Below are 26,169 nucleotides of genomic sequence, written 5' to 3' on the forward strand. Positions count from 1 at the left end.
TTCACGTTTGCTTCAACCCTTCTGGAAGAATTGCATGTCGAGATTTACCAAGTCAGAAGCGCTTCTACGCGAGAACGCGCGTTATATTCCGGGCGGAGTGGTTAGCACGAACCGGGCCGTGGATCCGCCGATTGTGTTCACGCGCGCACGGGGCGCAGAGATGTGGGACGTGGATGGGAACCGGTTCCTGGACTACCACGCTGCGTTCGGGCCATACATCCTGGGTCATGGCGATGCTGCGGTCAACGCGGCGGTGTTGCAAGCGATTGCCGAGGACCGGAGCCTGTTCGGCTCCGGCAGCACGGAGCTTGAGGGCGAACTGGCGCGGCGTATCTGCGCGGCAGCGCCGTTTGTGGAGCGTGTGCAGCTGCTGAACACGGGAAGCGAGGCGACGTACCAGGCGATTCGCCTGGCGCGTGCGTACACGGGGCGGGACCACATCATCAAGCCGCAGGGTGGCTATCATGGTTGGCACAATGATGTGTCCTGCAACCTGATGACGCCGCTGGATCAGCTGGGACCGCGTCGGCCTGGCGAAGAGTATCCGTTTTTGCCGATCAGCGCCGGTATTCCCGAAGCGCACCAAGGTCTGGTTCATCCGGTCGGCTTCAACGATCTTGAGGCTGTTGAGGCTGTGTGCCGGAAATATCCTGTGGCGGCACTGATCACCGAGCCTATCCTGCAGAACATTGGCGTGGTGAAGCCGCAGGCTGGCTATCTCGAAGGCCTGCGGGCGTTGGCAGACAAGTATGGTTTTGTGCTGATCTTCGATGAGGTGAAGACGGGCTTCCGCCATGCGCTGGGTGGGTACTCGACCGTGTGTGGCGTGACGCCCGACCTGGTGACGTATGGAAAAGCCGTGGCCAACGGCTATCCGCTGGGTGTGATCGGGGGACGCAAGGATCTTATGGATCTGTTTATCTCTCCGGATGCTTCGAAGCGCGTGCTACTGGCAGGAACGTACAACGGTCATCCGGTGACGGCTGCTGCCGGCATCGCGACGATTGATCGCCTGAGTGCGAACGACGGCCAGGTGTATCGCGACCTCGAGGTGCTGGGGGCTCGCATGCAGAGTGGCCTGGAGCGTGTGTTGCAGGATGCCGGTGTTGAGTCGGTGGTGGTGCGGCAAAGTTCGGCGTTCTGCATCTACTTCATGGATCACGCGCCCGTGGACTGGCATGACCTGATTGAGAATCATGACGCGAAGCTGGACTCTCATCTGAGGCGTGAGCTACTGGACCAGGGAGTGTACTTCTTCCAGCTTCCGGTGAAGCAGTGCTCCATCTCGGCAGCGCATACGGAAGCTCACATCGACGAGACGATTGGTGCAGTGGCAAAGTGCCTGGCTTCGGTGCACGCGTAATCGACTAGGCTGAAGTGATGAAGCAAGACCTTGTACTTCGTGGCGGGTTGATCGCGGACGGGACGGGAGCGGCGGTGTTTCGCGGCGACCTGCTCGTCCGCGATGGCCGTATTGCGGCTGTGGGAAGCGTCGGTGCGGCGCCTGGGGCTGTGGCGATTGATTGCGCGGGTATGGTGGTGAGCCCGGGCTTCATCGATGTGCATAGCCACTCCGATCTTCAGGTGTTGGACTCGCGGCGCGAGAAGATGCTGCAGGGCGTGACGACGGAGGTTGTGGGGAACTGCGGCTTCTCGCCCTATCCGAGCGCTGGCCATGCGGAGGAACTACGTTCATTTGCGAATGGGATTTTTTGTGGTGGGCAGGCGTGGGGTTGGAGATCGGCTGGGGAGTATCTTGCCGATGCGAACGCCTATGCCCATGTGGCGCGCGTGTACTCGCTGCTGGGGCATGGAAGCCTGCGGATCGCGGTGCGCGGCAATCGCATGGACCCTGTGAGTGAAGGCGAGATCGCGCAGATGGAGGAGCTTCTCCGCGAGGCTCTGATGCAGGGCGCGGTGGGGTTCTCGACGGGCTTGATGTATGCGCCGGGGTCGAGTGCTGGCGAAGACGAACTGACGCGGCTGTGCAAGGTGGTGGCGGAGTGTGGAGCGATCTACACGACTCACATGCGCGACTATGGATTCAAGCTGATCGAAGCTATTGACGAGCAGATTGTGCTGGCGGAGCGTAGCGGATGCAGGCTGCAGATCTCCCACCTGCAGGCGGTGGGCAAGCCGAATCGTGAGCTGAATGAGCGGGCGCTGGAGCGGATTGAAGCGGCGCGGGCGCGTGGGATCGACGTGGCGTTCGATTGCTACCCGTACATCGCGGGAAGCACGGTGATGACGCAGCTGCTGCCGCAGTGGGCGCTGGCCGGAGGCACGGAGGCGATGCTGGCCCGGCTTGGTGAACTTGGCGAGCGCGAGCGGATTGCTGCGGAGATGCGGTCGACGATTGCCAATGACTGGAGCGAGCTGCTGGTCAGCGCTGTGGCTTCAGCGGGCAATGCCGGATGTGTAGGCCGGACGATCGAAGAGCTTGCGGCAGCGCGTGGCCGTCAGGCTGAGGATGCGATCTTCGATTTGCTGATCGAGGAGCGCGGCGAGGTGAACATCCTCGAGTACAACCAGAGCGAAGAGAACCTGCGGCGGAATGTGACTCATCCGCTGGCGATCATCATCAGCGATGGTTTTTATGTGAAGGGGCGTCCGCACCCGCGCCTGCATGGAACGTTTCCGGAGCTGCTGGGGCGGATGTGCCGTGACCTGGGATGGCTGCCGCTGGAGACGGCGATCCACAAGATCACGGGGTATCCGGCGGAGCGCTTCGGGATGAAGGAGATCGGCGTGTTGCGCGAGGGATACCTGGCGGACGTGACGATCTTCGACCCGAAGCGCATCCGGAGCCATGCAAGCTATGACGATCCGGAGCGTGCGCCTGAGGGCATCGAGTATGTGCTCAGGGAAGGACAGACTCTACTGGAGCCGGCTTCTCAAACACGGTGATGACAAGGGTACTGCCGAGTACCAGAACGCCTCCGAGTGCGGCCATGAGGCCGATGCGCTCATGCAGCCAGAAGGCGGCGATGGGGACGCCGAAGAAGGCGATGAGGTAGTTAGAGAGCGCGGCCTGGATGGCGTCGATGGACTTGAGCGCCTTGAGGAAGAGGATCATCGAGAGCGTGGTGTGGAAGAGCATGAGCAGGGCGAGGCCGCTCCACGTGCTGACGGTGAAGTGTGGGATGTTGCGGAAGCTCTGGCCTTCGAGTGCGATGACGAAGGGCGACATGAGCAGGGTGAGGCCAACGTAGGTCCAGAAGAGCATCTCCAGCGGGGAGTGGTGCTCGAGCGCGGCCTTGCCGTAGGAGTTGTAAAACGAGCTGCCAAGAATGGCGGCGAAGACGAGCAGGTTGCCGAGGAGTTGATCGCGGTTCAGCTTGACGCCGTGGACGTCGAGGCCGGAGCACATGGCGACGCCCACGAGCGCGAGCGCGAAGCTGGCCCAGCGGACGCCGGTCATGCGCTCCTTGAGGAACAGCACGGCAAAGATGGCGGTGGTGACCGGCAGAGCGAGGGTGATGACGGCCGCGTTGGTGGCGAGCGACATGCGGGTGCCCCAGGTCATGAAGAGCTGTCCGGGAATGACGCCGAGGACGCAGAGCATCGCATAGATGGCGAAGAGGCGGCCGCGTGTAGCCTTGGGGGCCTCGATGCCGGCGGCAGCGTTCGCGCGGCGTTCGGCGCGCACGAAGGGGTAGAGCACGAGTACGGAGATGGCCGTCGGGAACCACACGGTGAAGAGCGGCCCGGCTTGATCCTGCACGAGCTTGATGCAGGTGAACTGCAGAGCCCACATGAGATTGCAGGAGAAGAGCAGGACCCAGGAGACGAACTTGGATTGTGCGGGCGGAGCGGCGACGGCGGTGCTCATGCGGTGGGTGTGTACCTTTCAGCGAGCTTGCGAACCTCGTAGGTGAACTGCACCCAGTCCTGCTCCCAGCGTTTGGCGGAGGCAGGCGTGTAGGGATAGAAGCCTTTCGCGTTGGCAACGCCGAGGGCCTTGCTGCGGACGACTCGCTTCATGAGCTTCGGGACCTCGGTGCCGGTGCTCAGCTCGGGCAGGAGGCCTTCCATCACCGCGGCGTAGGCGGGGATGCCGGTGAGGTCCATCCAGCGGAAGGGGCCAGCGAGGAGCGCCCACCAGCCAATGTCGTTGCGGAAGGACTGGTCGACGGTCTCGATGTCGGCGATGCCGGATTCGACGAGGTGGAAGGCCTCGCGCATCATCGCATACATGAGGCGATTGGAGAGGAAGCCGCGGATGTCCTGCTTGAGGACCGCAGGCTCCTTTCCGCAGGCGATGCCGAAGCGCTTTGCCGCCGTGACGATGGCGGCCTTGGTCTGCTTGCCGGGGATGATCTCGAGGTAGCGCATGATCTGCGCAGGCTCGCCCCAATGCATGCCGAGGTAGCGGCCGGGAGCGAGGCGGCCTTGTTGCAGGAGGGTGATAGGGAGGCTGGATGTGTTCGATGCGATGATGGTCGTCTGTGGGACGGCTTGCTCGAGCTCAGCGAAGATGGATCGCTTAAGGGCGAGGTCCTCGCGGACGCATTCCAGCACAAGTTCGCAAGAGGCGAGGTCGGCGTAGCCTTCGGCACGATGGAGGCGCTGCTTCCAGGTGGCGAGGATCTTGGGGGCGAGTCCGAGCTGCTTGTTGAGCTCCTTGAGCTCGCGCGCGACGTGCAGTTGCGTGGCGCGGAACTTTGCCTTGTCGGTGTCCAGACCGATGACCTCGAAACCATGCGCGAGCAGGCAGGTGGCGATGCCCTGGCCCATGAGGCCGAGGCCGATGATGCCTACGGTGCGGATCGGCATGGGAGCTTTGGGGCTGCCGACGTTTGTCTTGGGGGAGCGTCGTGGGGCGGAGCTTCGTGCGGGCTTCGATGGCATGGTGTGGATTCAGTCTTGCGGGGACAGGGGCGCACGTCAAGCAGGCACGCGGGGAGCGGGCTTCTGCGTCCAGCCGAGTGGACGACCCGGGTGCGCGAAGGTGTTGTAGCGTCGCTGGAGCGCGTACCCTAAGCTCGAGACAAGACCTCACGCAGGAGAGAAGATGGCATTCGTCCAGGTAACAAATCCGAATCGCGCGGCCAGCACGGGAGCGTACTCCGATGGGCTGATCGTTGATGGCTGGCTGTATTGCAGCGGGCAGGGACCGATCGATGTGGCAACAGGCGCGGCGGTGGCTGGCAGTATTGAAGAAGAGGTGCGGTTGACGCTGAAGAACCTCGGCGACGTGCTGAAGGCCGGCGGTTGCAGCTACAAGGATGTGGTGAAGTGCACGGTGCACCTGATCAACATTGAGGACTTTGGGCGCTTCAACGAGGTGTACCAGGAGTTCTTCACCGGTGTGCTGCCGACACGGACGACGGTGCAGTCGATGCTGGGTCTGGGCATCAAGGTGGAGATCGATGCGATTGCGCGCATCCCAACCGCGGGGGAGAGCGTTGCAGGCTGATCGCACAGTGTGGGAGATCGGCGTGGCCCAGCGAGTGGTCACGCCGTCACTCGGCAGCCAGATGGCTGGCTTCGACGCGCGCAAGGGCGTGGCGGAGTCGGTGCATGACGACCTGCACGCACGGGCGCTGGCGCTGACTGCCGGTGATCGGACGGCGCTGCTGGTGAGCGTCGAGGTGATTGCGGTTTCAGCTGCGTTCTCCGCTGCTGTTCGGCAGCGCGTCCGCGAAGCAACGGGAGTGCCGGAGAGCCATATCGTACTGTCCGCGACGCATACGCACTGCGGCCCTGTGACGTTGAACCATTTCTTCAACCAGGGGCAGGCGCTGGATGATGGCTATCTGGCGAAGCTGGCGGATGGGGTCGTGGAGGCTGCGGTTGCGGCGTATGGCGAACGAAGGGCGCGCACGCTGCGCGTCGGGCTTGCGCCTGCTGAGGGCATTGCAAAGAACCGACGGACAGCGGATGAACTGCCGATAGATCCTTTCGCTGGTGTGCTGCTGGTGGAAGAGCTGGACGGCAGGACGGTGGCGATCGCGGTGAACTACGCGTGCCACACTACCTGCCTGGGGCCGGATACGTTGAGCCTCACGCAGGACTTTCCGTTCTACACGCTGGAGAAGCTGCGTGCAGAGCTGGGCAGCGATGTGATGGCGATGTTCTTCAATGGAGCGGAGGGCGACCTCAGCATCGGGCACAAGAGCGACCTGAGCGCGGTGGGCGTGGTGGATTCGTTCCGGACGTTCGCGACGGCGAAGACTCTGGGCGAGCGGTTGGCGGATGCGGTGCTGGAGGTGCTGCCGACGTGTGCGGCGGAGCTGGCGGAGATTGCGGTGATTCGGCGCGAGGTGGCGCTGCCGCTGAAGAGCTATGCGCCGCTGGCGGCGATGACGGAGCGGAAGATCGAGACGAAGGCGGCGATCGATGTGGACGCGCCGCTGCTGGAGCAGGTGAAGAGCAAGCAGCAGTACCTGTTTGCGCGGATCGAAGAGTATTACGCGCGGCTGTATGAAGAGAGCGTTGCGGCGGAGCCGAAGGCGCTGGCGGTGGAGATGATCGCGCTGCGGCTGGGAAGCACGGTGTTTGTGTCGTTGCCGGGCGAGGTGTTTGTGCGCATTTCGCTGGCGATCCGCGAGCGTTCGCCGTTTGCGCGGACGCTGTTCCTGGGGCTGGCGAACGACTACATCGGGTATGTGCCGGACGAGCAGGCCAACGCGACGATCGGATATGAGGTGGTGGCGGCGCGTGTGACGACGGCGGCGAGCGAGGTGATGGAGCAGGCGGCGGTGGAGATGCTCGAGGGCCTGTCAGAGGCGAAGCAGAGGGAGAACGCGGCATGAGCGAGAAGCTACGCATTGGTGTGATCGGCGCGGGGATCATGGGGCAGCAGTATGTGCGGATCTACCAGGACCACCCGTATGCGCGCGTGACGAAGGTGGCGGCGCGGCGGCTGGAGAGCGCGCAGGAGGTCGCGACGCGGTTTGAGGTGCCGCGTGCGACGGATGACTGGCGGACGATTACGGAGTCGAGCGAGATCGATGCGGTGTGCGTGGCACTGCCGGACGATCAGCACTTTGCAGCGACGAAGAGCGCGCTGGAGCACGGCAAGCATGTGCTGATCGAGAAGCCGATGACGACGGACCTGGGCGAAGCGGACGAGCTGGTTCGGATTGCGGAGCGCTCGGGCAAGGTGGCGCAGGTGGCGTTCAATCATCGCTGGCTGGCTCCGTATCACCAGGGCAAGGCGTCGATTGCGGCGGGCGAGATTGGTATGCCGCTGACGAGCTATGCGCGGAAGAACGACACGATCTTTGTGCCGACGAAGTTCATCTCGTGGGCTGCGGAGACGACGCCGGCGTGGTTTCTGAGCTGCCATGACATGGACCTGGTGACGTGGTTCTTCGCCAGCGAGCCGGTGGAGGCGCGGGCGTGGGGCGTGAAGAAGGTGCTGGTGGCGCAGGGCATCGACACGTATGACATGATCCAGGCGCAGGTGCGGTACGCGAATGGAGCGATTGCGACGTTCGAGTCGGGATGGGTGCATCCGAACACATTTCCGACGATGGTGGACTCGTTTATCGGCGTAGTGGGAGAGCATGGGCACCTGCACTTCGACCGCAAGCGCGAGAGCCTGGAGATGAGCACGCCGAAGAGCTTTACGTATCCGAAGACGTTTCTGTCGGCGGATGTGTTTGGCACGCTGCGCGGAGCGTTTCCTTCCTGCCTGGACGACTTTGTGAATGCGATTCGCAAGGGCCATGCGCCGGCGGTGGGTGTGCGCGATGGGCGCAGGGTGACGGCGATCCTGACGGCGGTGCACGAGTCGCTGGCGAGTGGTGGTGAGACGGTCCGGGTGCCCGCGCTGGCGGGCGAGTAAAGCAAGAGCCGAAGAGGCTTCGAAGACATAAGAGGGAGAAGGTATGCACCACGGTTATGCGAAGTCGATTGCCAGCCTGGAGCGGGCGAAGAGGTCGCTTGCGGGCGGCGTGAGCAGCAATGTGCGCGCGGGAGACAAGCCGTTTCCGCTGTACTTCGAGCGCGGGATGGGCTCGAAGCTGTGGGACGTGGACGGCAATGAGTACATCGACTTTGTGCTGGGGCGCGGGCCATTGTTCCTGGGGCATACCCATGCAGGCGTGATCGAAGCGACGTGCAAGCAGCTGCAGATGGGACAGATCTATGCGGCGCAGCATGAGCTGGAGATTGAGCTGGCAGAACGCGTGTGCCGGATCGTGCCGTGTGCGGATCTGGTGCGGTTCGGCATCTCTGGCTCGGAGGCGGTGCATGGGGCGCTGCGTCTGGCGCGTGCTGCCACGGGACGCAAGACGGTGATCAAGTTCGAGGGGCAGTATCACGGCTGGCTGGACAATATTCTGTACAGCCTTGGGCCTGATCCCACGCGCGCGGGAGAGTGGGATCATCCACGAACGCTAGCGGAGTCGCCGGGTCAATTCGATGGCGAAGAGAGCCACGTGGTGGTGCTGCCGTGGAATCATCTGCCGACGCTGGAGCAGTATCTCGACCAACATCGGGGAGAGATCGCCGCGGTGATTACGGAGCCGGTGATGTGCAACACGGCGGTGATTCCGCCGCTGCCGGGATTCCTCGAGGGAATGCGTGAGCTCTGTACGAAGCATGATGTGGTGCTGATCTTCGACGAGGTGATCACAGGCTTCCGGCTGTCGCTGGCGGGCGCGCAGGGACGGTTCGGGATCAAGCCGGACCTGACGATCTTCGGCAAGGCGATTGCGAATGGGATGCCGATCAGCTGCCTGGCGGGGATTGAGAAGTACATGAGGCTGATTGCGGCGGGCAAGGTGGGCCACGGCGGAACGTACAACAGCATTCCTCCGGCGGTGGCGGGTGCGATTGCGACGCTGGACGCGCTGGAGCAGGACGAGCACGCGGCGTATGCGGCTGCGGACCGTGCAGGGCTGGCGCTGGTCGACGGCTTGCGTGGATTGGCGAAGAAGCTAAATCTGCCGCTGGTGGTTCAAGGCTATGGAGTGATCTTCTATCTGGGCTTCCCGAAGCAGGGAGTCGCATTGCATGAAGGCCAGGCAATTACGGACTATCGGACGTCGTTGACGATGGATCAGGATTTGTACAGTGCGTTCGTATCGGACATCGTTGGCCGAGGTGTGCGGATCATTCCGCGAGGGAACTGGTTTCTTTCGTCGGCACATACGGACGATGATGTGGCGGCTACGCTGGAGGCTGCTGAGGCTGCGTTGATTGAAGTGGTAGTGCCGGCGTACGAGAAGGCGGTACAGGCATGAAGCTTGGAATCGCGGAGAAGGATGGACGGAGATTCGTCGCGGCTTCGGTGAACGAGGGCGTGGTCGATCTCACGTCGGTGGTTGCAGGCACGAGCCTGCGTGGCCTGATCGAGACGTGGTCGAGCAATCTAGATGAATGCGCGGCGTTGCTGAGCTCGGGAGCGCATATTGAGGGAGCGCGTTGGTGTGCACCTCTGCCGGATCCGCCGAAGTTCCTGCTGCTGGCGGGTAACTTCCGCGCACATGTTGTGGAGTCGGGGTATGAGGCTGCGCCGGAGAAGAATCTGACGCCACAGTTCTTTATGAAGCCGGCGACCACGATCCTTGATCCTGAGGCGGACATTCCTCTTGTAAGCGAGAACGTTGGCCTGGACTACGAGGCTGAGCTTGCTGTGGTGATGGGCAAGCGCGTGAAGAACGCGACACTGGAGAACGCGCTGGAAGCGGTGTGGGGATATACGGTGGTCAACGATATCTCGGAGCGAAAGTTGAACTCGCGCATGCAGCCACGGGAGAAGCGGTCGAATGATGACTTCTTCGATTGGCTCGTGGGTAAGTGGTTTGATGGATCGGCGCCGATGGGGCCTTGGGTGACGACTTCGGATGAGATGTCAGGGCTTGCTGCGGGAGAGATCGTAGTGAGCGGATACCTGAATGGCGAAGAGGTACAACGGGCGCCGATTACGGCGATGATTCACTCCGTGGCTGAGGCGATTGTGTACATCAGCCGCGTACTTACGCTGGAGCCGGGAGACGTGATCGCCATGGGCACGCCCGCAGGTGTAGGGCTGGCGCGTGGACGGCTGCTTCAGGACGGCGATGAGATCTCATGCGAGGTGACGGGTATTGGGGTACTGCGCAATCGAGTGAGGCTGAGCTAGGCGTGGCCGCGCACGGGTTCATTCGATCAGCTACGTGGGTGTTGCTGTGCGGATCGTTGATGTCTGCCGGTGCGCAGGAGTTGGCTGGCTGTCGTGGGGTGACCTGTCCGACGACGTACCGTTCGCACTTTGAACCGAACCCCGGAGCGTATCCGGATTCGGGTTCGCGCGATGGTTGGGAGAGCTATCCCACGACGCAGGAGACCGGGTACGAACCGTCGATCTTCCCCTTGACGGAGAAGGGCGAGAGCCGGCTGGTGCGTGAGGCTGCACCCACGAAGGACGGAGAGTTTTCGCTCGGGTTCATTCGCCGGGTGCAGCTGGTTGCGGGGCAGCACGCTTCGTTTCATGCGTGGGTGAGGGCACCGTTTGCGAATCGTTCGACGCACGTGACGCTGACCGTCTTTCATGGCCGCGAGGAGGAGCGGCATGATGCGACGCTAGCGGAGAACATGTGGACTTCGATTGACGTGGCGTTGAAGAGCTCGGAGGCTCCGGTCACTGCGATCGCTCTGACGGAAGATCTGCCGGAGGCGCATGTGGGGCGTCTCGAGCGGATCGAGATGAAAGATGTCCGTGTGGAGGCGATGGGGACGCGGCACCTCAAGGTGAGAGAGCCTGCAGCCCTGTGGGATGGCAGTCGCGAGCTGTACTATGCGCAGCGGTCGCTGACGCCGGGTGAGACGTTGCATGTGGCGTTGCAGAGCAGCGAACCTGGACTGCGATGGACGTTGTCCGCGCCGGGGGAGCGTGTGATCGCTCGGGGCGATGGGGCTGAGGTCAGCCACTTGATTAGCGCAAACGAGCCTGTCGGAATGTGGATACTGCATGCGATGAGCGCACATTCTGACACGGAAGTGCTGGTGCTCGTGAGGCCACAGAGTCCAAGGGCTTTGGTATTTGATGCAGCACCGAAGATCTCTGCAGAGATGCTGGCCTCGGTTCGCAGGCGCAGAGATGAGCTGCGTGCGAAGACGCATGTGGAGGAAGGGGCGAACATCGCTGCGATGGACCCGCATTGGCTGCTGGCGGGATTGCCCTCGTATTTCAATCTGTTGCTGCAACCATCGGAGCTGGCATTGATGGATGCGATCGACTATCGCGAGAGCGGGGACGCGAGGTCGCTTGAGGAGTCGCGGCGGCTGTTGCAGGCGATGGCGGCGTGGCCATTGTGGGTTCATCCATGGTTTCCGGCGCATGGGTATCACAGCTACTATCCCGTTGGGCTGATGACACGGTCGGTGGTGATGGCGATGGAGTTTCTCGGGCCGGACCTCGGTATGGGGGAGCGCAGGGAGCTTGAGAGCGCATTGCGCAGGCAGGCTGTTGTGCCGATCTATGAAGAGTATGTGCTTGAGGATCGGCTGCAGTTCAATACGAGCAACTGGATTGGCAATACGGTCAGCGCAGCGCTGCTGGCGGCTCTGGAAAGCCGTGATCCCGAACTTGGCTGTTACACACTGGGGCTGGCCATGAAGGAGCGGGACCATGTTCGTGCGGCGTACACACCGGATGGCAGTTACGGCGAGGGCGTGACGTACCACCGCTTCGACCTGGAGACGACGGCTCCAGCGGCAGCTGCGATGAAGCGTCTGCTTGGAGTGCCGGTGGATGAGGAGTTACTGCGGAGCTCAGATAGTTATCTGCGACATACGGTCTATAACAACGAAGGCAACGTGCTGGACTATGGGGACTCGCATGTGGATGCGGGGCCGTCGAATGTCTTCGCGTACGTCGCGGCGATGAACCGATCGGAGTCGCTGGCGAGGTATTACTTCCGCTTTCGCGACACGGGCACGGCTGAGTTGTTGCCTCGCGTGTTGTGGGAGGGTGATATCCAGAAGCCCGGAGACGCAGCCGAAACAGAGCCGGCTTCGAAGGTCTTCGAGACGCGGGGTATCGCCGTGCTGCGGAGCGGATGGAACGACGATGCCAATGTTATTGCGATGCGTGCGGGTGAGAACTTCAATCACAATCACGCGGATGAGGGCAGTTTGTTCTATGCGCGCGGTGGAACGCTGTGGCTCGGCGAGGCGGGATACGCGGATTACTACAAGGATCCTTCGTACAACAGCTACAACATCCAGGCGCTGGGGCACAACGTACTGCTGGTGGATGACGATGCGGAGAGCCAGGCGTTGGCAGGGGATGCGGTCGCTGGCGCTTCGCCGAAGATCGAGCACGCTGTGCTTGGAGGAACGGCTGCGCTGTTGCAGGCGGATCTGACTTCGGTGTATCGCGGCAAGCTGGAGCGGTATACGCGGACGTTGTTGTGGAAGCGTGACGGTACGCTGGTGGTGCTGGATGATGTTGCGTCTGCGGAGCCGCATCGGTTCACGCAGGTGTGGCATCCGTTGCAAAGCATAGTGGAGACGTCCCTTGCGGATGGGCGTTTTGTTCTGGCGCATGATGCGGAGCGGTTGACGATGCAGGCGGCTGCGTCGACCGCACTGGAGACGCGACGCGGTGAAGCTCCGATGCCGTTGACGAGTTATGAGCTTGCGGAGACGAAGGTTGTGTCCCGGCCGCAGCTGCTGTTTTTCAGCACACGGGAGGCTACGAAGACTGCGTATCTCGCGAGTGTGATCCAGCCCGGCGAGCGTGATGGTCCTGCTCCAACGATGAAGGTCACGAGCGAAGGTGTGGAGCTGGCGTTTGATGACGGAAGCGTCGCGCAGCACAGAAAGAGCGGCGAAGTGACGGTGGTTGCGCGATGGAAGGGTGGTGTCGCAGCGCTGGATGTGTCTACCTGGAGCGAAGGGTTGCTGGGTGGTTCGCTGCGTGCGGACGGGCCCGTCGACCTGCTCTCGGAGTTGAGTCCATCAAATCTTTCGGTGCTTACGCTGCATTCGGATCGCGGAGTGTTGGCCCATCTCGATGGAGTGCGGGCGAGTTGCCGGTCGGGTTGCACGATCGATGGTGGGGGGATTCACGTCGGTGCGGGGACGGCGGTACTGGACCTGACTCCTATGGTCCCTCGCTGACCGGCAGGGCCTGTCTCTCATAGAATGAAGCGGCGGGATGCTGCTTCAGGAGATGGCGATGGACCGGCGTGAGGCGATCAAGACGCTTGGATTGACGGCGGGCTTTGTAGCTGCGGGAGCGCGGCTGGAGGCGGTTACCGGGGCGCAGGCTCCTGTGACGACCGGACCTTTTACGCTGCCGCCTTTGCCGTATGCGTACGACGCGCTGGAGCCTTACATCGATGCCGAGACGATGCACCTGCATCATGACAAGCATCATGCGAGCTATGTTGCGAACCTGAATGCGGCTGTTGCAGGGCATCCGGAGCTGGGGCAGAAGACGGTGGAGCAACTCGTCACGAATCTCAACGCGGTACCGGAGGACGTGCGGACGGCGGTGCGGAACCAGGGCGGAGGGCATGCGAATCACAGCTTCTTCTGGCAACTGCTGTCGCAGAAAGGTGGAGCTGCGCCGGTGGGCCGTTTGAAGGCCGATGTGAATGCGCGGTTCGGGAGCCAGGGACAGTTTCAGGAGAAGTTTGCTGCTGCTGCAGCGAGCGTCTTTGGCAGCGGCTGGGCGTGGCTGACGTTATCGCACCAGGGTGTGCTGGAGATCGAGACGACGGCGAACCAGGACAGCCCTCTGAGCCGCGGCGTGACGCCTATCCTTGGGCTCGATGTGTGGGAGCATGCGTACTACCTCAAGTATCAGAACCGCAGGGCGGAGTATGTGGCGGCGTTCTTCCATGCGGTGAACTGGGATGGGGTGAGCGAGAAGTACTTCTCGCAGCGTGCGGCGTGCGATCCGCAGCTGCCATGCCAGGTGCATTCCTACATGGACTGAGCAAGGGCTGTTGGCGCGAATCTGAAGTCAATGCGGTAGAGTGGCGGAGGGAGATCCCGTGTCCGAACCTTCGTTTGATACGACGAATCGCAGGAGCTGGCTTGTTGGCCTGACAAGCCTTGGATTCATTCTGCTGCAGAGCGCCTGTACCGCGGTGATGACGATCAGCGGTGTGCGGGTGATTATTGGGCTGAGCGCGCTTGCCGCAGCTTCAGGGCTCAATCGGCCGGCCAGCGGGTTTCATCGCGATGGGCTGCGGATTCCGATGATGCTGATTGCGGTGGGCGGGTCGCTGATCAACCTATACGTGATCTGGCGGGTGAGGTCACTGCGGAATCGACCTGCGGCGCAGTGGCGGATGGTGCCGCCGACGTCGAAGCAGTTGCGCTCGGAGCGGATTCAGATCGTGTTGGCGATCGTGACGCTGGTGCTGGTGCTCGCGGAGTATGTGACGCATCGGATCGTGCATAACGCGTAGATGGTGGCTACTGGTTTCGCTTCAGGTAGCTCTGCACAGATCATCGCCATGTCAAGCTTCGACACCTCAGGGGCTAAAGCCCGGTGATTGCGGCCGTTTATGACGGGGCTGAAGCCCAGCCCTGACAAAGCGTGACTCGTGCAGAGGCTCCTCAGGGTGATGTCGAGGGTGGCCGCAGCTCCTCGTCAAGGCGGGCGTGCAGGCGTTCGCTGAAGCCGGCGGGGAGCTCGAAGACGCGCTCGTCCGCGGTGAGGATGATGATGTTGCGCGTGGAGTCGAGGACAGCGGAGCAGAGCTCGCAGTGGTCGAGGTGGTTCTGGACCATCCTGCGCGTCTCTTCGGAGAGCGAGCCGTCGATGTACTCGGAGATATAGCCCCAGACGTGTTTGCAGTCTATGACCAAGGGATCCACCTCCTTTTCTGTGCGGGCTGCGTTGCTTTCAGCAGGGGTGTGAGCTGCTTCTGCAGCATGAGCCGAGCGCGGTGTAACCGGACTTTTACGGCCGGGACGCTGATCTGGAGCGCCTCGGCGGTTTCGCTTACATTCAATTCTTCTACATCGCGAAGCAGAAAGACCTGGCGGTAGATCTCCGGCAGTGCGGAGACGGCCTGTTGCAGGATGGTGCGAACCTCCATGCGCTCGAGGGCTTCGGAAGGGATCTCGCGCCAGTCTCGCAGCAGCGCGGGGGAGATGGGGCGATCTTCGTCAGGGTCTTCATCGAGCGACTGGATGCGAACGTTGCTTTGCTTGCGAAGGCGACTGCGAGCTTCGTTCAAGGTGATGCTGATGAGCCAGGTGCTGAACTGGGACTCGAGGCGGAAGGTCGACAGGGCGCGGAAGGCCTTGAGAAAGGCCTCCTGAGCGACATCTTCGGCTTCTGCTTCGTTCTTCATAAAGGACAACGCCATCATGTAGACGGTTCGCTCATGAGGCCGGATGAGCTCGTGATAGAGCTGGGTCTCACCGGCAAGGATTGCGGTGATGATCTCGGTCTCGGACTGCCTGGTGGGCGGCGGTTGCATGTCTAGAGCATTTTCCCTGTTGCTGATTATCCCGGAAATGACGTGTGATGGCGTTTTCGGTGGGAGAAAACGCCCCTGGAGTCGAGCTCCTGGATTGCACCTACAGAGGGAGTGAACTACCGGGTGGCCTGGAGCCTCCTTGCGATGAGGGTATCGAGCGAGAAGAAGCCAGCGCCGAAGATGAGCACCATCAGGGAGGCGAAGAGGAAGGTGTAGGGATCGGCGACGTAGAACTTTCCGGGGTCCGAGAAGACGGAGGTGAGGGCCTCGTGATCGGCGGTCCAGTACGCGACGAGCATGTTGCAGGCGAGCAGGAAGGCGACGGGACGGGAGGCGAGTCCGAGCATCAGCAGGATGCCGCCGACGAACTCCAGCGTGGAGACGGCGGGCGCGTTTATGGCGGGGAAGGGGATGTTGAGGCTGGTGAAGAAGGCGGTGATCTTCGCGAGATTGTGGAGCTTGCCCCAGCCGGTCTGGGCGAACTGGAAGCCCCAGTAGAGGCGGACGGCGAGGAGCATGGGGGACTGAAGCTGGCAGAGCGCACGCACGACGCGCTGGTGATGTTCGATGAGCTTGTTCATGGTTTTTCCCTTTGGGAAGAAGTATTGAGGCAGGCGTGCACTGCCAGCGTCGCCTCGTTAGAGACACCGGTCGGGATTCGGTTACAGGCAATCTGCTTCGGCTGGCGATGTAACCGTTGTGGCGGAGGTGCGTCTGATGGTGACTTCGGCAATGTGAGGTGCTGACTATGCGACTACGTTATGTTTTTCCTGCATTTTTCCTTGTGGCTGCCGCACCCGCGAAGCCATGGGCGGCGATGCCAAATCCGGGCGGTGAGCCGGTGGCGGTGGTCGAGCTGTTTACGTCGGAGGGATGCTCGAGCTGCCCGCCTGCCGACGACTTCCTGCGCCGAATCAACCTGCAACATAACTCGGGGGAGCTGATTCTCGGGCTCAGCGAGCATGTGACGTACTGGAACCAGCTGGGGTGGAAGGATCCCTTCTCGCAGCAGGCCTTTACCGATCGGCAGGAGGTGTATGCGGACAAGCTTTCGAGCCGCGGACCGTACACGCCCCAGATGGTGGTGAACGGGAGGGCCGAGTTTGTGGGCGGGAACGGTCCGGCGCTGGAGAAGGCGCTGCATGAAGACGCCGGCCTCGCGCATGGAGCGCTGGGGATCGCTGGGCATGAGGTGGACAGTGGGAAGCTCAATGTGAGCTTCCACTTCAAGGCGCCGGATGCTCATGCGTACGACATCCTCGCGGTGATTGCGGACGATGCGGATCACTCGAGCGTGGCGCGTGGGGAGAATGCAGGGCGAACACTCGCGCATGTCTCCGTTGTGAGACTGATGGCGAAGGTGGCGACGTTGAGCGGGGATTCCGACCAGACGGCACAGGTGAACCTGCCTGCGGATCTCGGCGGAGCCAGTCCGAGGCATCTCGTGTTGATCGCACAGCAACCTCATCAGGGAAGGATTGTCGCGGCAGTCACTGTGCCGCTATAGTTCCAGCGTTCCCTGCAAGTGTCCTGGGCCCGCGAAAAAAGTTTGGAAGTTTCTGTAACCCGGCGGGTCTTTTCGCTTCAAACCGGCGGCAACAAGAAAAAAGCAATACCGACATCCAGGCGAGCCCAGGCAGCGTAGTGCAAGCAGCTGCAGGCGGTCTCCCCACCGCAACTCCTCCCATGTCCAGGCTGGCCGCCTGGCCCCAACCGAAAGGACAATCCCATGAAGACGACCACCGTAAACACCCTCGCACTCGCAGCTGCACTGGCTGGCATGATGGGCGGCACCGCTGTCCGCATGAACGCACAGACGACCTCGGGCAACAGCCATGTATCGGCCACCGCTGGCACGCTGCTGGCGCAGGCTGACCAGAAGGACGTTGCGAAGCACTCCTGCAAGGGCAAGAACGATTGCAAGGGCCAGGGCGGCGGCAAGAATGCCGGCAAGAACTCCTGCAAGGGCAAGGGCGATTGCGCTACCGATGGTTCCAAGGCGCCGAAGGCTGTCTAACTTCCTCCCCCGGTGGGAGGTCCGGATCATGGGCCTCCCATTTGTTTTTCTGCAGTGAACTTCAGTCTGCAGCGACCGCCATTACGATTTGCAAGGGAGAGCCATGCCAGCCAATCGCTTCAACGCATTCACGGACTACGGCGTCGGCATTGGGCTGCGGGTACCGCACTACGATCACATCCTGTGCCGCAAGCCGGTGGTGGACTGGTTCGAGATCATCAGTGAGAACTACATGATCGATGGCGGCCGTCCGTTGCGGATGCTGGACGCGATCCTCGATCAATATCGGGTTGTGCAGCATGGCGTGTCGATGTACTTCGGCAACGCGCAGCCGCTGAACCGGGATCATCTGCGGAGGCTCAAAGAGCTTACGAAGCGGACGAAGACGCCGTGGCTCTCGGACCATCTCTGCTGGGGCAGTGTGGACGGGCGTTACACGCATGACCTGCTGCCACTGCCGTATACGTTCGAGGCGGTGCGCAATACGGCGCAGCGCATTCGCGAGGTGCAGGACTTTATCGAGATTCCGATCGCTGTCGAAAACGTGAGCAGCTATGCGGAGTTTCACGAATCAGAGATGACGGAGTGGGAGTTCCTGAACGAGGTAGTTGAGGCTGCGGATTGCGGCATCCTGCTCGACGTGAACAATATCTACGTGTCATCGCAGAATCATGGGTTCGACCCGATGGAGTATGTGAACAGCGTCCCTGCAGAGCGCGTCGCGCAGATGCACATCGCGGGTCACTCAAAGTTTGAGCGCTACACGCTGGACACGCATGATCATCCGGTGCTGGACCCTGTGTGGAAGCTTTACGAACGTGCGATTGAGCGGTGCGGACCGACCGCTACGCTGCTGGAGTGGGACGACAACATCCCTTCCTTCGATGAGGTGCATGCCGAGGCGCTGAAGGCGATGCGGTTCCTCGAGCCCGCGCGGGCGCTGGAGCTCGACGAGGTGATGGCATGAGCCTGCTGGAGCTGCAGCGTCGCATGGCGGAGGATGTGCGCCGGCCATTGGCGGCAGGCTTTGCGATGCAGACTGTCACGGAAGATGGAACCTTGATGGAGGAGCGTGCTGCGAGTTACATCACGCCGAATCCGCAGCTGAGTTCTTTCGAGCGACTGGAGATCTACAACCGGCAGTACTGGTTTCGGGTGATCGGCGCGGTGTCGGAGGACTTTCCGGCGGTGAATGCTGTGCTGGGCGAACGCAGGTTCGATGCGCTGGTGCTGGCGTACCTCAAGGAGCATGCGTCGATCTCGTGGACGTTGCGGGACCTGGGAGCGAAGCTGCCGGAGTTCCTGGAGGAGCACCCTGAGCTTGCTGGGCGGCGGTATCGTCTGGCGGTGGATGTCGCGCGGCTGGAATGGGCGTATGTGGATGCGTTCGACGGGGAGCGGCTGGAGCCGCTGTCGTTGGCGGAGCTGGCGGGGATCGGTCCCGAGTCGAGGTTTGAGCTGCAGCCGCATCTTCGATTGCTGGAGCTGAGTTATCCGGTGGAAGACCTGGTGCTGGCGGTGCGTCGCGGGACTCCGGAGACGGAGATGTCGAGCAGCGCATCGCAGGAGCGAAGCGGGCCGGCCGAGCTGAGGCTTCCGGCGATGCGGCGGCGGACGGTGTACCTCGCGGTGCATCGCTATGACGACCAGGTGTACTACCGGCGCATCGGCCCGGAGGCCTTCCGGCTTCTGGGAGCATTGCAGGAGGGACGGACGCTGGCGGAGTCGCTGACCGCTGCGTTCGTGGGGAAGACGGTGTCGGCGGGGCGGCAGGCGCAGGTGGTGCAGGAGTGCCTGGCGCACGCGTCGCAGCTGGGCTGGCTGTGCGCTCCCCGAGTCGAAGAGCGGCCGGCTTAGGACAGGAGCCTGTACCGAAGCGGGCGTTTTCTGTTCTGCGAAGAGACCTGGAGACCCTCAAAGTTCCTCGCCGCTCGGCGGCTGACGGAACGAGGCGTGTCCAGTGTTCATGCGGCTCTGCGGAGATCTGCTACCTCAGTGCGGCTCATTGAGGCGAATTTCCACGTAGAACAAGCTATCAGTGCAGAGCAGGTTACAGCAGGTATGGAACGGTGATGGCACGGTTCATTCGTTGACATCGCGGGAGGGCCACTCCTAGTATCCGCGGCGACTCGCAGAAGGATTGCGAGCGGATGCCGGGACCCGCGGTCGCACGCGCCAGTCTCAAGGGCACAACTCTTTGAGGTCGGATGCATGAAAGTTTTTCGCCTGACGCTGGCAGTGATGATGTTGCTGCTCGTCCCCGGCTTGAGCCGGTCGCAGTCTCTCAATACCTCACAGATCTCCGGAACAATTGAAGATCAGACCGGTGCGGCGATCCCGAACGCCGAGGTCAAGCTGACGCAGACGGATACGGGAACCGTCCGAACGGTGCGCACGAATGCGCAGGGTGAGTACCTTGCACCGGACCTTCCCCTGGGGCCGTACGCGATCGAGGTCCATGCAACGGGTTTCAAGGCTTATGTCGCGAAGGGGATTCAGCTGCAGGTCGGTACGAACCCGCAGATCAGCGCAAAGCTGGAAGCCGGCGCGGTGACCGAGACTGTGACAGTGGAGGCTCTATCGACGGCGCAGGTTGAGACGGAGACCAACGGCATCGGGCAGGTCATCGACCAGAAGCAGGTCGTGGAGCTGCCGCTGAACGGCCGCGACCCGACGCAGCTGATCGCTCTGGCCGGTGCAACGACGACGGCCCCCGCAGGCGACTTGAACAGCAACAAGAACTTTCCCTCGGTCACGCTTTCAGTGGCGGGAGGCCTGCCCAACGGCGTGTCGTTCGTGCTGGACGGCGGCATGCACAATGACATCTTCAACAACCTGAACCTGCCGATTCCGTTCCCGGATGCGTTGCAGGAGTTCAAGGTGGAGACCAATTCGCTGCCAGCGCAGTATGGCGACCATGCGACGGCGGCGGTGAACGTCATCACGAAGGGCGGCAGTAACCAGTTCCATGGCGATGTGTTTGAGTTTGTCCGGAACTATGCGTTCAATGCGGCGAACTTCTTCGGCTATAACTCGGCGACGGGTGCGAAGGTACGCGACAACCTGAAGCGCAACCAGTTTGGCGGCGTGATCGGCGGGCCGATCATCAAGAACAAGCTGTTCTTCTTCGGCGGCTTCCAGGACACAATCGTGCGGTCGCAGCAGGCGCCGACAGCGGTGTATGTGCCTACCCCGGCGATGATGGCAGGCGACTTTACGACGATCGCTTCGACGACGTGCCAGTCTTCCGCGCTGACGCTGCCGGCGCCGTTCGTGGGCAACAAGGTAAGTCCGTCTTTATTCAATCAGCAGGCACTGAACGCGATTGCGGCGGGCATCCCGGTAAGCAACGGCAACACCGGGACGATTGGCTGCGGCCAGATCAACGTGTATCTGTCGAATAACTCGACGCAGCAGCAGGCGATCGGCCGCGTGGACTACACGATCAATCCGAGCCAGAGTGTGTTCGCGCGGTACTACATTGCGCGGTTCAACTCGCCTGTCACCGTGGCTGGCGGCAATTTGCTGCAGGCGAACCAGGTCAACCAGTTCAACCAGGACCAATCGGTGACGGTGGGGCACACGTACTCGATCACGCCGCGCATCATCAATTCGATCCGGCTGACGGGCAATCGCACGCTGGGGCTGCGGACGCTTTATCCCTTCTTCGATCCTTCGTCGCTGGGCATCAACGACTACACGACGCCGGCGGACAAGGGGTTCATGGGCATCGCCATCACCAATGGCTTCTCACTGGGACAGGGCGGGAATAATCCGGGCTACTTCAATACGACGGACTACCAGATCGTGGACGACGTAAATATTGTTCGCGGCAACCACCAGATATCGTTCGGCGGCAATTACTTCTACGCGTACATGAACTCGGTAAACGGACGTCCGGTGAACGGTACGTTTTCGTTTGCGGGTACGTTGTACGGTGGAGGCAAGCTAGGCTACGCGGACTTCCTGCTGGGCACACAGACGAGTACAGGCACGACCTTCACGCAGGGCAATCCTGATCTCGAGAACGATGTGTACCACTACGTCGGTGTGTACGGTCAGGACTCGTGGAAGGTGCGTAAGAACTTCACGCTCAACTACGGCCTGCGTTGGGAGCCGTACATTCCTTTCTGGAACCGGAACTCGCATGCCGAGCACTTCAGCATGACGGACTTTACGGCGGGCCGCATCAGCACGGTGTTTCCGCTGGCTCCTGCGGGACTGACGTTCCCGGGCGATACGGGCTTCACGGGCAGGTCTTACAACGCCGGGACGAAGAACATCCTGGAGCCTCGTGTGGGCATGATCTGGGATCCGACAGGACGGGGCAAGATGTCTGTCCGTGCGGGCTACGGCAAGTTCTATGACACGCCGCAGATGTTCTTCGATACGCGATTCTCGAACGCACCTCCGTTTGGGCAGACGGTATCGCTGAATGGTAATGTTCCATTTACCAATCCGTGGTCGGTGTATCCGGGCGACCCGCAGACTCCTGCAGGACAGGATCCGTTCCCGGCGCTATCGCACCTGAGTGCAGCGACGCCGTTCGTCACGGGCGGCACGTACGTGAACATGCCGTCGAAGATCAACCCGCAGTATTTGCAGCAGTACAACGTGAGCTTCCAGGAGCAGGTTGGCAAGTTCCTGCTGGCGGTGACGTACCTGGGCAATACCACGACGCATCTGCCGGTGTCGTATGAAGCCAATCCCGGCGTCTACATCGCGGGGACATCGACGGGCGTTACGGGATCCTGCGGCGCGCTAACGGCGGGCAACGGGCTTCCCGCGAGCGGGCAACCGTGTTCCAGCACCGCGAACACACAGCAGCGCCGGGTGCTGTCGCTGCAGAATTACTCGCAGGGCAAGTACTACGCGACGATCGGGCAGTATGACGATGCGGGCACGGCCAACTACAACGGCATGCTGGCCTCGGCACAGACGCACACGCGTACTGTCGACCTGGTGTTGAACTACACGTGGGCGCACTGCCTGAGCATGGCGGAGACGACAGAGCTCACAGGGCCGTCGTACATCATTCCGGAGCAGTACGATCCAAATGGGCGTAACTATAGCTACTCGAACTGCGATTCCGATCGTCGGCAAATTCTCAATGCGTCTGCGGTGCTTCATGCGCCGAAGTTTGCGGGGCGGATGACGAATCTGCTGGTTGGCGGATGGGGGTTGGGGACGATCTTCACGGCGCGAAGCGGCGGCTATGGAACGGTGACGTCGGGATCGGATAATGCGCTGAGCGGCAGCTCGAACCAGCTGGCAGTGATCACGGGCAATCCGTACTCGGGGGCGCGCAGCCGGTTTGGAGCGAACAACAACCTCGTGGCAACGGCGTTCTCGAGCCCGGCGACGGGCACGTATGCGCTGACGAGGCCGCTGACCATTCTGGGGCCCTCGAGCTACGAACTGGATATGGCACTGATGCGCGATTTCCATACCTATGAAAATCAGTTTCTGCAGTTCCGCTGGGAGGTCTTCAACGTTCCCAACGAAGCTAGCTTTACGGGAGCGGCGACGGGGGGATCGAATGCACAGGTTGGAGCGAGGAACAGCTCGACATTCGGCAACTTCACTGCTGCTGCCGATCCACGCATCATGCAGCTGGCTCTGAAGTACGTCTTCTAGCGAAACGAGCGGCAGGAAGTTCGCTGCACAAACCAAGCGCCTGCCTTCGTGCAGGCGCTTGCCTTTGTGGGCAGGTACGGGCGAGAGAATGATGATCGAGTTACGAGTTACGAGTTGCCAGATGGAACGCGGGCGGGCAAAAAATGGCCTCTCCGCGTTGAAACGGAGAGGGCCGGGGAGTGGATTGGGAGGATGTCTAGTAGGTTTGCGTGCCGTAGTACTCGCCGAAGATGGCTTGCTCAGTGGGGCGGTTTTCGGGGATAGGGCGGCTGACCCAGGTGGTCTGCATGTAGTGCTTGAGGGAGACGTTCTCGTTGGTGATGTTGCCGCCCCAGATGCCGCAGCCCATGGAAGAGGTCATGGGCATGCCGTTGGTGAAGGAGCCGGAGTTGGCTTTCGACTGCGGCTGGCGGACCATGATGCGGCTTACGGGTGCGAGACGCGCGAGCTGGTCGATGTGGTCGTCGTTGAAGGAGTAGATGCCGACGGAGTGGCCGCGGCCGCCAACCTTGTAGATCTCGGTGACCATGTTGAGCAGGGTGTCCCAGCCGCTGTATTTGAAGATGGAGAGCACAGGCGAGAGCTTCTCGCTGGAGAAGGGATAGTCCCTGCCGATGTGGTCTTCGGGGACGATGAGGAAGGTCTTGCCGTCGGGGATGGAGAAGCCTGCGATCTCGGCGATCTTCTTTGCCGGGCGGGCGATGGTGGGTGCGGTGCGATGGCGCTCATCGTCCCACATGGCGGCCTGGAGCTTGATCTTCTCCTCGGGCGAGACGAGGTAGCCGCCTTCGTCCTGGAGCCTGGCAAGGAAGGCGTCGTAGACGGTGGCTTCGACGAGGAGGTTGCCGTCGGAGGAGCAGCCGGAGCCATTGTCGGCGGTCTTCGAGATGCGGGTGTTGCGGGCGGCCTCATCGACGTTGGTGGTCTCGTCGAAGACCATGGTGGCGTTGCCGGCGCCGACGCCGTAGGCGGGCTTGCCGGAGCTGTAGGCGGCCTTGACCATGGCGGGACCGCCGGTGGCGATGGTGAGGTCGCAGATGCTGAGGAGGTGGTTGGCGACGGGGATGTTGGGCCGGGCCACAACTTGAAATACATCCTCTGGAACTCCCTCACGGCGGAGGACCTCGCGCATGATGTTGACGGTCTCGATGGTGGTCTGCTTCGCGGCGGGATGTGGCGAGAAGATGACGACGTTCTTGGCCTTGATGGCGAAGATGCCGACGCCGACCTCGGTGAGTGCGGCGTTGGTGACGGGCACAAGGCCGGCGATGACACCGACGGGCTTGGCGTACTTGACGAGGCCCTTGGCGGGATCTTCCTCGATGATGCCCATGCTCTTTTCGGGGAGGATGTCGCGGAGGATGCCCTGGATCTTGAAGCGCTTGGCGATGCGGGTGGGAAGGTCTCCGAGGCCGCTTTCTTCGATGCTCTTGGCGGCGAGGCGGCTGAAGGTGGTCTCGTTGGCGCAGGCCCAGCCGATGGCCTGGCAGAGTTTGTCGACGCGCTGCTGATCGTAGTCCTTGATGGCACCGAGCGCGACGCGGGCACGCTCCAGCATCTGTTCGAGTTCCAGCTTCTGTTCCTCTGTGATGACCTTGGTTGTTGCCATAACTTGCGGCGATCCCTTCCTGCAATACCCGGTGCCTTGACCTGTCGGCCGGGCGATTCCACGGTTCAGTCTAGCCCTGAAAATCCTTCGTTTCCGGTGCCTAACCGTGGCGATACGGTTCGCTCATTGATGGTGTTACGTTGCGGGTGCTAGTGTTTCTCCCGTTCATGGCGACTGTGTCTTCGATCCCTTCCAATCCGGCTGCAAATGAGGCGAGCGCGCCGTCCCTGTCGATGGCTCGTCCCGCGCCGATGTGGCTGGCGGCATCCATCTGGGCGATTGCTGCGTTGTATTACCTGATCGGGTTTTACCAGCGCGTCTCGCCCGCGGTGATGACGGACGAGTTGATGCGCACGTTCGCGATTGGTGCTGGGAGCCTCGGGAATCTGTCGGCGTTTTACTTTTACTTTTATGTGGCGATGCAGATTCCGACTGGCGTCCTGATTGACCTGTGGGGGGCTCGGAAACTGCTCATCGGCGGCTCGCTGGTGGCCGCGACGGGGACGTTTCTGTTCGGGTTTACGCACACCTTCGTGCTGGCTTGTCTGGGGCGGGCGATCATTGGCGGGGCGACGGCGGTGGGCTGGGTGGTGCTGCTGAAGCTGACGACTCACTGGTTCCCTGCGAAGCGGTTCGCGATGTTGTCGGGGCTGGGACTGCTGTTTGGGAACCTAGGCGCGTTGACGGCGCAGGTGCCGTTGCGGATGGCGATCCAGGCGTTTACTTGGAGGCCGGTGGTGATGGTCTCCGCCGCGGCGGTGCTGGGCGTGGGAGTGTTGGCGCTGTTGTTCGTCCGCAACGACCCGAGCGATGCGGGGTACATGAGTTATGCGCCTGCAGCAGTGCAGCGCGGGCACATGAGCACGGTCGACCTGCTGAAGGGATTTCGGCGGATCTTCGGGTATCGCAACACGTGGCTGATCTTCCTGTCGCAGGGAGCGATTGTGGGATCGATCCTGACGTTCACGGGGTTGTGGGGCACTCCGTATCTTCGGGTGCGATATGGGCTGACGCCGACCGAGGCCGCGACGGTGTGCTCGGTGATGATTGCGTGCTGGGCGGCGTCGAGCCCATTGTGTGGGGCGCTCTCGGACAAGATTGGTAGGCGCAAGCCGATCTATGTGGGTGGATGTCTTGTGGCCGCCGCGGGATGGAGCTGCATGTTCTTCCTGCCTGTGCTGCCGCTGGCGGGGTTCATCGCGATCGCCGCGGTGACGTGCGTGGCCAGTGGGTCCGTGGTGATCGGGTTTGCGTTTGGTAAGGAGGGCGTGCCGACGCAGTTCCTTGGAACAATCTCGGGCACCGTGAACATCGGCAACATGGTGGGACCGATGCTGTTGCAGCCCGCGGTGGGCAAGGTGTTGGACCACTACTGGAGCGGGCAGATGGCGCGGGGAGTGCACGTATACAGCGTGGGGGCGTATCAGCACGCGTTCCTGCTATTGGTGGCGTGGCTGCTGCTGGCGTCGGTGCTGTTGAGCCTGACGACGGAGACGCATTGCAGGCAGAGTGCGTAGACC

22 protein-coding genes are annotated in these 26,169 nt (G+C 61.9%); 16 read left to right on the forward strand and 6 right to left on the reverse strand.

Annotation, left to right across the window (positions count from 1 at the left end):
• Window positions 1–34: 34 nt before the first annotated feature.
• The gene (locus tag C4S68_RS20825; RefSeq protein ID WP_103935047.1) at window positions 35–1,363 is read left to right on the forward strand and encodes an aspartate aminotransferase family protein; all 1,329 of its coding nucleotides are present in this window, start codon (window positions 35–37) and stop codon (window positions 1,361–1,363) included.
• A 17-nt stretch (window positions 1,364–1,380) separates the two neighbouring features.
• A complete protein-coding gene (locus tag C4S68_RS20830) occupies window positions 1,381–2,907 on the forward strand; it encodes an N-acyl-D-amino-acid deacylase family protein (RefSeq protein ID WP_103935048.1) in 1,527 nt (508 codons plus the stop codon).
• On the opposite strand, the gene C4S68_RS20835 is transcribed toward C4S68_RS20830, so the two are convergent.
• Window positions 2,861–3,832: a DMT family transporter gene (locus tag C4S68_RS20835; protein ID WP_103935049.1), complete on the reverse strand. Its 972-nt coding sequence runs from the start codon at window positions 3,830–3,832 to the stop codon at window positions 2,861–2,863. The two genes, C4S68_RS20830 and C4S68_RS20835, sit on opposite strands and share 47 nt — an antisense overlap.
• The gene (locus tag C4S68_RS20840; protein WP_103935050.1) at window positions 3,829–4,851 is read right to left on the reverse strand and encodes a 3-hydroxyacyl-CoA dehydrogenase family protein; all 1,023 of its coding nucleotides are present in this window, start codon (window positions 4,849–4,851) and stop codon (window positions 3,829–3,831) included. Before C4S68_RS20840 ends, C4S68_RS20835 begins: the two co-directional genes overlap by 4 nt.
• A 163-nt stretch (window positions 4,852–5,014) precedes the next feature.
• On the opposite strand from C4S68_RS20840, the gene C4S68_RS20845 reads away from it, so the two are divergent.
• From C4S68_RS20845 to C4S68_RS20880, 8 genes are read left to right on the forward strand one after another with little or no spacing between them, the layout of a single operon-like run.
• Complete coding sequence (locus C4S68_RS20845) at window positions 5,015–5,419, forward strand: RidA family protein (protein ID WP_103935051.1); 405 nt, start codon at window positions 5,015–5,017, stop codon at window positions 5,417–5,419.
• Window positions 5,409–6,758, forward strand: coding sequence for a neutral/alkaline non-lysosomal ceramidase N-terminal domain-containing protein (locus tag C4S68_RS20850; RefSeq protein WP_103935052.1), 1,350 nt, complete (start codon window positions 5,409–5,411; stop codon window positions 6,756–6,758). Before C4S68_RS20845 ends, C4S68_RS20850 begins: the two co-directional genes overlap by 11 nt.
• Window positions 6,755–7,795 (forward strand): Gfo/Idh/MocA family protein, encoded by a 1,041-nt coding sequence (locus tag C4S68_RS20855; protein WP_103935053.1) that lies wholly within the window; start codon window positions 6,755–6,757, stop codon window positions 7,793–7,795. Before C4S68_RS20850 ends, C4S68_RS20855 begins: the two co-directional genes overlap by 4 nt.
• A 43-nt stretch (window positions 7,796–7,838) precedes the next feature.
• Window positions 7,839–9,197: an aspartate aminotransferase family protein gene (locus tag C4S68_RS20860; protein WP_103935054.1), complete on the forward strand. Its 1,359-nt coding sequence runs from the start codon at window positions 7,839–7,841 to the stop codon at window positions 9,195–9,197.
• Window positions 9,194–10,078: a fumarylacetoacetate hydrolase family protein gene (locus C4S68_RS20865; protein ID WP_103935055.1), complete on the forward strand. Its 885-nt coding sequence runs from the start codon at window positions 9,194–9,196 to the stop codon at window positions 10,076–10,078. The genes C4S68_RS20860 and C4S68_RS20865 overlap by 4 nt, the downstream gene beginning before the upstream one ends.
• Window positions 10,079–10,137: 59 nt before the next feature.
• Complete coding sequence (locus tag C4S68_RS20870) at window positions 10,138–13,062, forward strand: heparinase II/III domain-containing protein (protein WP_160115270.1); 2,925 nt, start codon at window positions 10,138–10,140, stop codon at window positions 13,060–13,062.
• A gap of 37 nt (window positions 13,063–13,099) precedes the next feature.
• Entirely contained in the window at window positions 13,100–13,885 is a 786-nt protein-coding gene (locus C4S68_RS20875; protein ID WP_235011760.1) for a superoxide dismutase, read from the forward strand.
• 58 nt (window positions 13,886–13,943) lie between these two features.
• The gene (locus tag C4S68_RS20880; RefSeq protein WP_235011761.1) at window positions 13,944–14,363 is read left to right on the forward strand and encodes a hypothetical protein; all 420 of its coding nucleotides are present in this window, start codon (window positions 13,944–13,946) and stop codon (window positions 14,361–14,363) included.
• 151 nt (window positions 14,364–14,514) lie between these two features.
• Here C4S68_RS20880 and C4S68_RS20885 read toward each other — a convergent pair whose 3' ends face one another.
• The 3 genes from C4S68_RS20885 to C4S68_RS20895 form a co-directional block, all read right to left on the reverse strand.
• Window positions 14,515–14,766, reverse strand: a complete 252-nt coding sequence (locus C4S68_RS20885) for an anti-sigma factor family protein (RefSeq protein WP_103935058.1) — start codon at window positions 14,764–14,766, stop codon at window positions 14,515–14,517.
• Window positions 14,757–15,386: a sigma-70 family RNA polymerase sigma factor gene (locus tag C4S68_RS20890; protein ID WP_103935059.1), complete on the reverse strand. Its 630-nt coding sequence runs from the start codon at window positions 15,384–15,386 to the stop codon at window positions 14,757–14,759. The genes C4S68_RS20885 and C4S68_RS20890 overlap by 10 nt, the downstream gene beginning before the upstream one ends.
• 116 nt (window positions 15,387–15,502) lie before the next feature.
• Window positions 15,503–15,967: a DoxX family protein gene (locus C4S68_RS20895; RefSeq protein ID WP_103935060.1), complete on the reverse strand. Its 465-nt coding sequence runs from the start codon at window positions 15,965–15,967 to the stop codon at window positions 15,503–15,505.
• A gap of 167 nt (window positions 15,968–16,134) precedes the next feature.
• Between C4S68_RS20895 and C4S68_RS20900 the strand changes: the two genes are divergently transcribed.
• The 5 genes from C4S68_RS20900 (at window position 16,135) to C4S68_RS20920 (ending at window position 23,040) form a co-directional block, all read left to right on the forward strand.
• Window positions 16,135–16,893, forward strand: coding sequence for a DUF1223 domain-containing protein (locus tag C4S68_RS20900; RefSeq protein ID WP_103935061.1), 759 nt, complete (start codon window positions 16,135–16,137; stop codon window positions 16,891–16,893).
• Window positions 16,894–17,115: 222 nt separating this feature from the next.
• Window positions 17,116–17,403 carry a hypothetical protein gene (locus tag C4S68_RS20905; RefSeq protein WP_103935062.1) on the forward strand — a complete coding sequence of 96 codons (288 nt, stop codon included), beginning with the start codon at window positions 17,116–17,118 and terminating at the stop codon, window positions 17,401–17,403.
• A gap of 103 nt (window positions 17,404–17,506) precedes the next feature.
• Window positions 17,507–18,370 (forward strand): MNIO family bufferin maturase, encoded by an 864-nt coding sequence (gene bufB / locus C4S68_RS20910; RefSeq protein ID WP_103935063.1) that lies wholly within the window; start codon window positions 17,507–17,509, stop codon window positions 18,368–18,370.
• The gene (locus C4S68_RS20915; protein WP_103935064.1) at window positions 18,367–19,260 is read left to right on the forward strand and encodes an HvfC/BufC N-terminal domain-containing protein; all 894 of its coding nucleotides are present in this window, start codon (window positions 18,367–18,369) and stop codon (window positions 19,258–19,260) included. Before bufB ends, C4S68_RS20915 begins: the two co-directional genes overlap by 4 nt.
• 354 nt (window positions 19,261–19,614) lie before the next feature.
• Window positions 19,615–23,040: a TonB-dependent receptor gene (locus tag C4S68_RS20920; RefSeq protein ID WP_103935065.1), complete on the forward strand. Its 3,426-nt coding sequence runs from the start codon at window positions 19,615–19,617 to the stop codon at window positions 23,038–23,040.
• Between the two features lie 196 nt (window positions 23,041–23,236).
• Here the strand turns inward: C4S68_RS20920 and C4S68_RS20925 are convergent, their stop codons facing one another.
• Window positions 23,237–24,649 carry an aldehyde dehydrogenase family protein gene (locus C4S68_RS20925; protein WP_103935066.1) on the reverse strand — a complete coding sequence of 471 codons (1,413 nt, stop codon included), beginning with the start codon at window positions 24,647–24,649 and terminating at the stop codon, window positions 23,237–23,239.
• Between the two features lie 167 nt (window positions 24,650–24,816).
• Between C4S68_RS20925 and C4S68_RS20930 the strand changes: the two genes are divergently transcribed.
• A complete protein-coding gene (locus C4S68_RS20930; protein ID WP_103935099.1) occupies window positions 24,817–26,166 on the forward strand; it encodes an MFS transporter in 1,350 nt (449 codons plus the stop codon).
• Window positions 26,167–26,169: the final 3 nt, after the last annotated feature.

This window comes from Bryocella elongata (assembly GCF_900108185.1).
GTDB classification, from domain to species: Bacteria; Acidobacteriota; Terriglobia; order Terriglobales; family Acidobacteriaceae; genus Granulicella; species Granulicella elongata.

Excerpts from the sequence above, each read along its gene's own strand:
- C4S68_RS20845 (WP_103935051.1), top strand. The coding sequence starts at position 5,015 with ATGGCATTCGTCCAGGTAACAAATCCGAATCGCGCGGCCAGCACGGGA.
- C4S68_RS20925 (WP_103935066.1), bottom strand. The coding sequence starts at position 24,649 with ATGGCAACAACCAAGGTCATCACAGAGGAACAGAAGCTGGAACTCGAA.
- C4S68_RS20840 (WP_103935050.1), bottom strand. The coding sequence starts at position 4,851 with ATGCCATCGAAGCCCGCACGAAGCTCCGCCCCACGACGCTCCCCCAAG.
- C4S68_RS20865 (WP_103935055.1), top strand. The coding sequence starts at position 9,194 with ATGAAGCTTGGAATCGCGGAGAAGGATGGACGGAGATTCGTCGCGGCT.
- C4S68_RS20920 (WP_103935065.1), top strand. The coding sequence starts at position 19,615 with ATGAAAGTTTTTCGCCTGACGCTGGCAGTGATGATGTTGCTGCTCGTC.
- bufB (WP_103935063.1), top strand. The coding sequence starts at position 17,507 with ATGCCAGCCAATCGCTTCAACGCATTCACGGACTACGGCGTCGGCATT.
- C4S68_RS20905 (WP_103935062.1), top strand. The coding sequence starts at position 17,116 with ATGAAGACGACCACCGTAAACACCCTCGCACTCGCAGCTGCACTGGCT.
- C4S68_RS20890 (WP_103935059.1), bottom strand. The coding sequence starts at position 15,386 with ATGCAACCGCCGCCCACCAGGCAGTCCGAGACCGAGATCATCACCGCA.
- C4S68_RS20915 (WP_103935064.1), top strand. The coding sequence starts at position 18,367 with ATGAGCCTGCTGGAGCTGCAGCGTCGCATGGCGGAGGATGTGCGCCGG.
- C4S68_RS20870 (WP_160115270.1), top strand. The coding sequence starts at position 10,138 with ATGTCTGCCGGTGCGCAGGAGTTGGCTGGCTGTCGTGGGGTGACCTGT.
- C4S68_RS20855 (WP_103935053.1), top strand. The coding sequence starts at position 6,755 with ATGAGCGAGAAGCTACGCATTGGTGTGATCGGCGCGGGGATCATGGGG.
- C4S68_RS20860 (WP_103935054.1), top strand. The coding sequence starts at position 7,839 with ATGCACCACGGTTATGCGAAGTCGATTGCCAGCCTGGAGCGGGCGAAG.
- C4S68_RS20930 (WP_103935099.1), top strand. The coding sequence starts at position 24,817 with ATGGCGACTGTGTCTTCGATCCCTTCCAATCCGGCTGCAAATGAGGCG.
- C4S68_RS20875 (WP_235011760.1), top strand. The coding sequence starts at position 13,100 with ATGCTGCTTCAGGAGATGGCGATGGACCGGCGTGAGGCGATCAAGACG.
- C4S68_RS20900 (WP_103935061.1), top strand. The coding sequence starts at position 16,135 with ATGCGACTACGTTATGTTTTTCCTGCATTTTTCCTTGTGGCTGCCGCA.
- C4S68_RS20825 (WP_103935047.1), top strand. The coding sequence starts at position 35 with ATGTCGAGATTTACCAAGTCAGAAGCGCTTCTACGCGAGAACGCGCGT.
- C4S68_RS20895 (WP_103935060.1), bottom strand. The coding sequence starts at position 15,967 with ATGAACAAGCTCATCGAACATCACCAGCGCGTCGTGCGTGCGCTCTGC.
- C4S68_RS20830 (WP_103935048.1), top strand. The coding sequence starts at position 1,381 with ATGAAGCAAGACCTTGTACTTCGTGGCGGGTTGATCGCGGACGGGACG.
- C4S68_RS20835 (WP_103935049.1), bottom strand. The coding sequence starts at position 3,832 with ATGAGCACCGCCGTCGCCGCTCCGCCCGCACAATCCAAGTTCGTCTCC.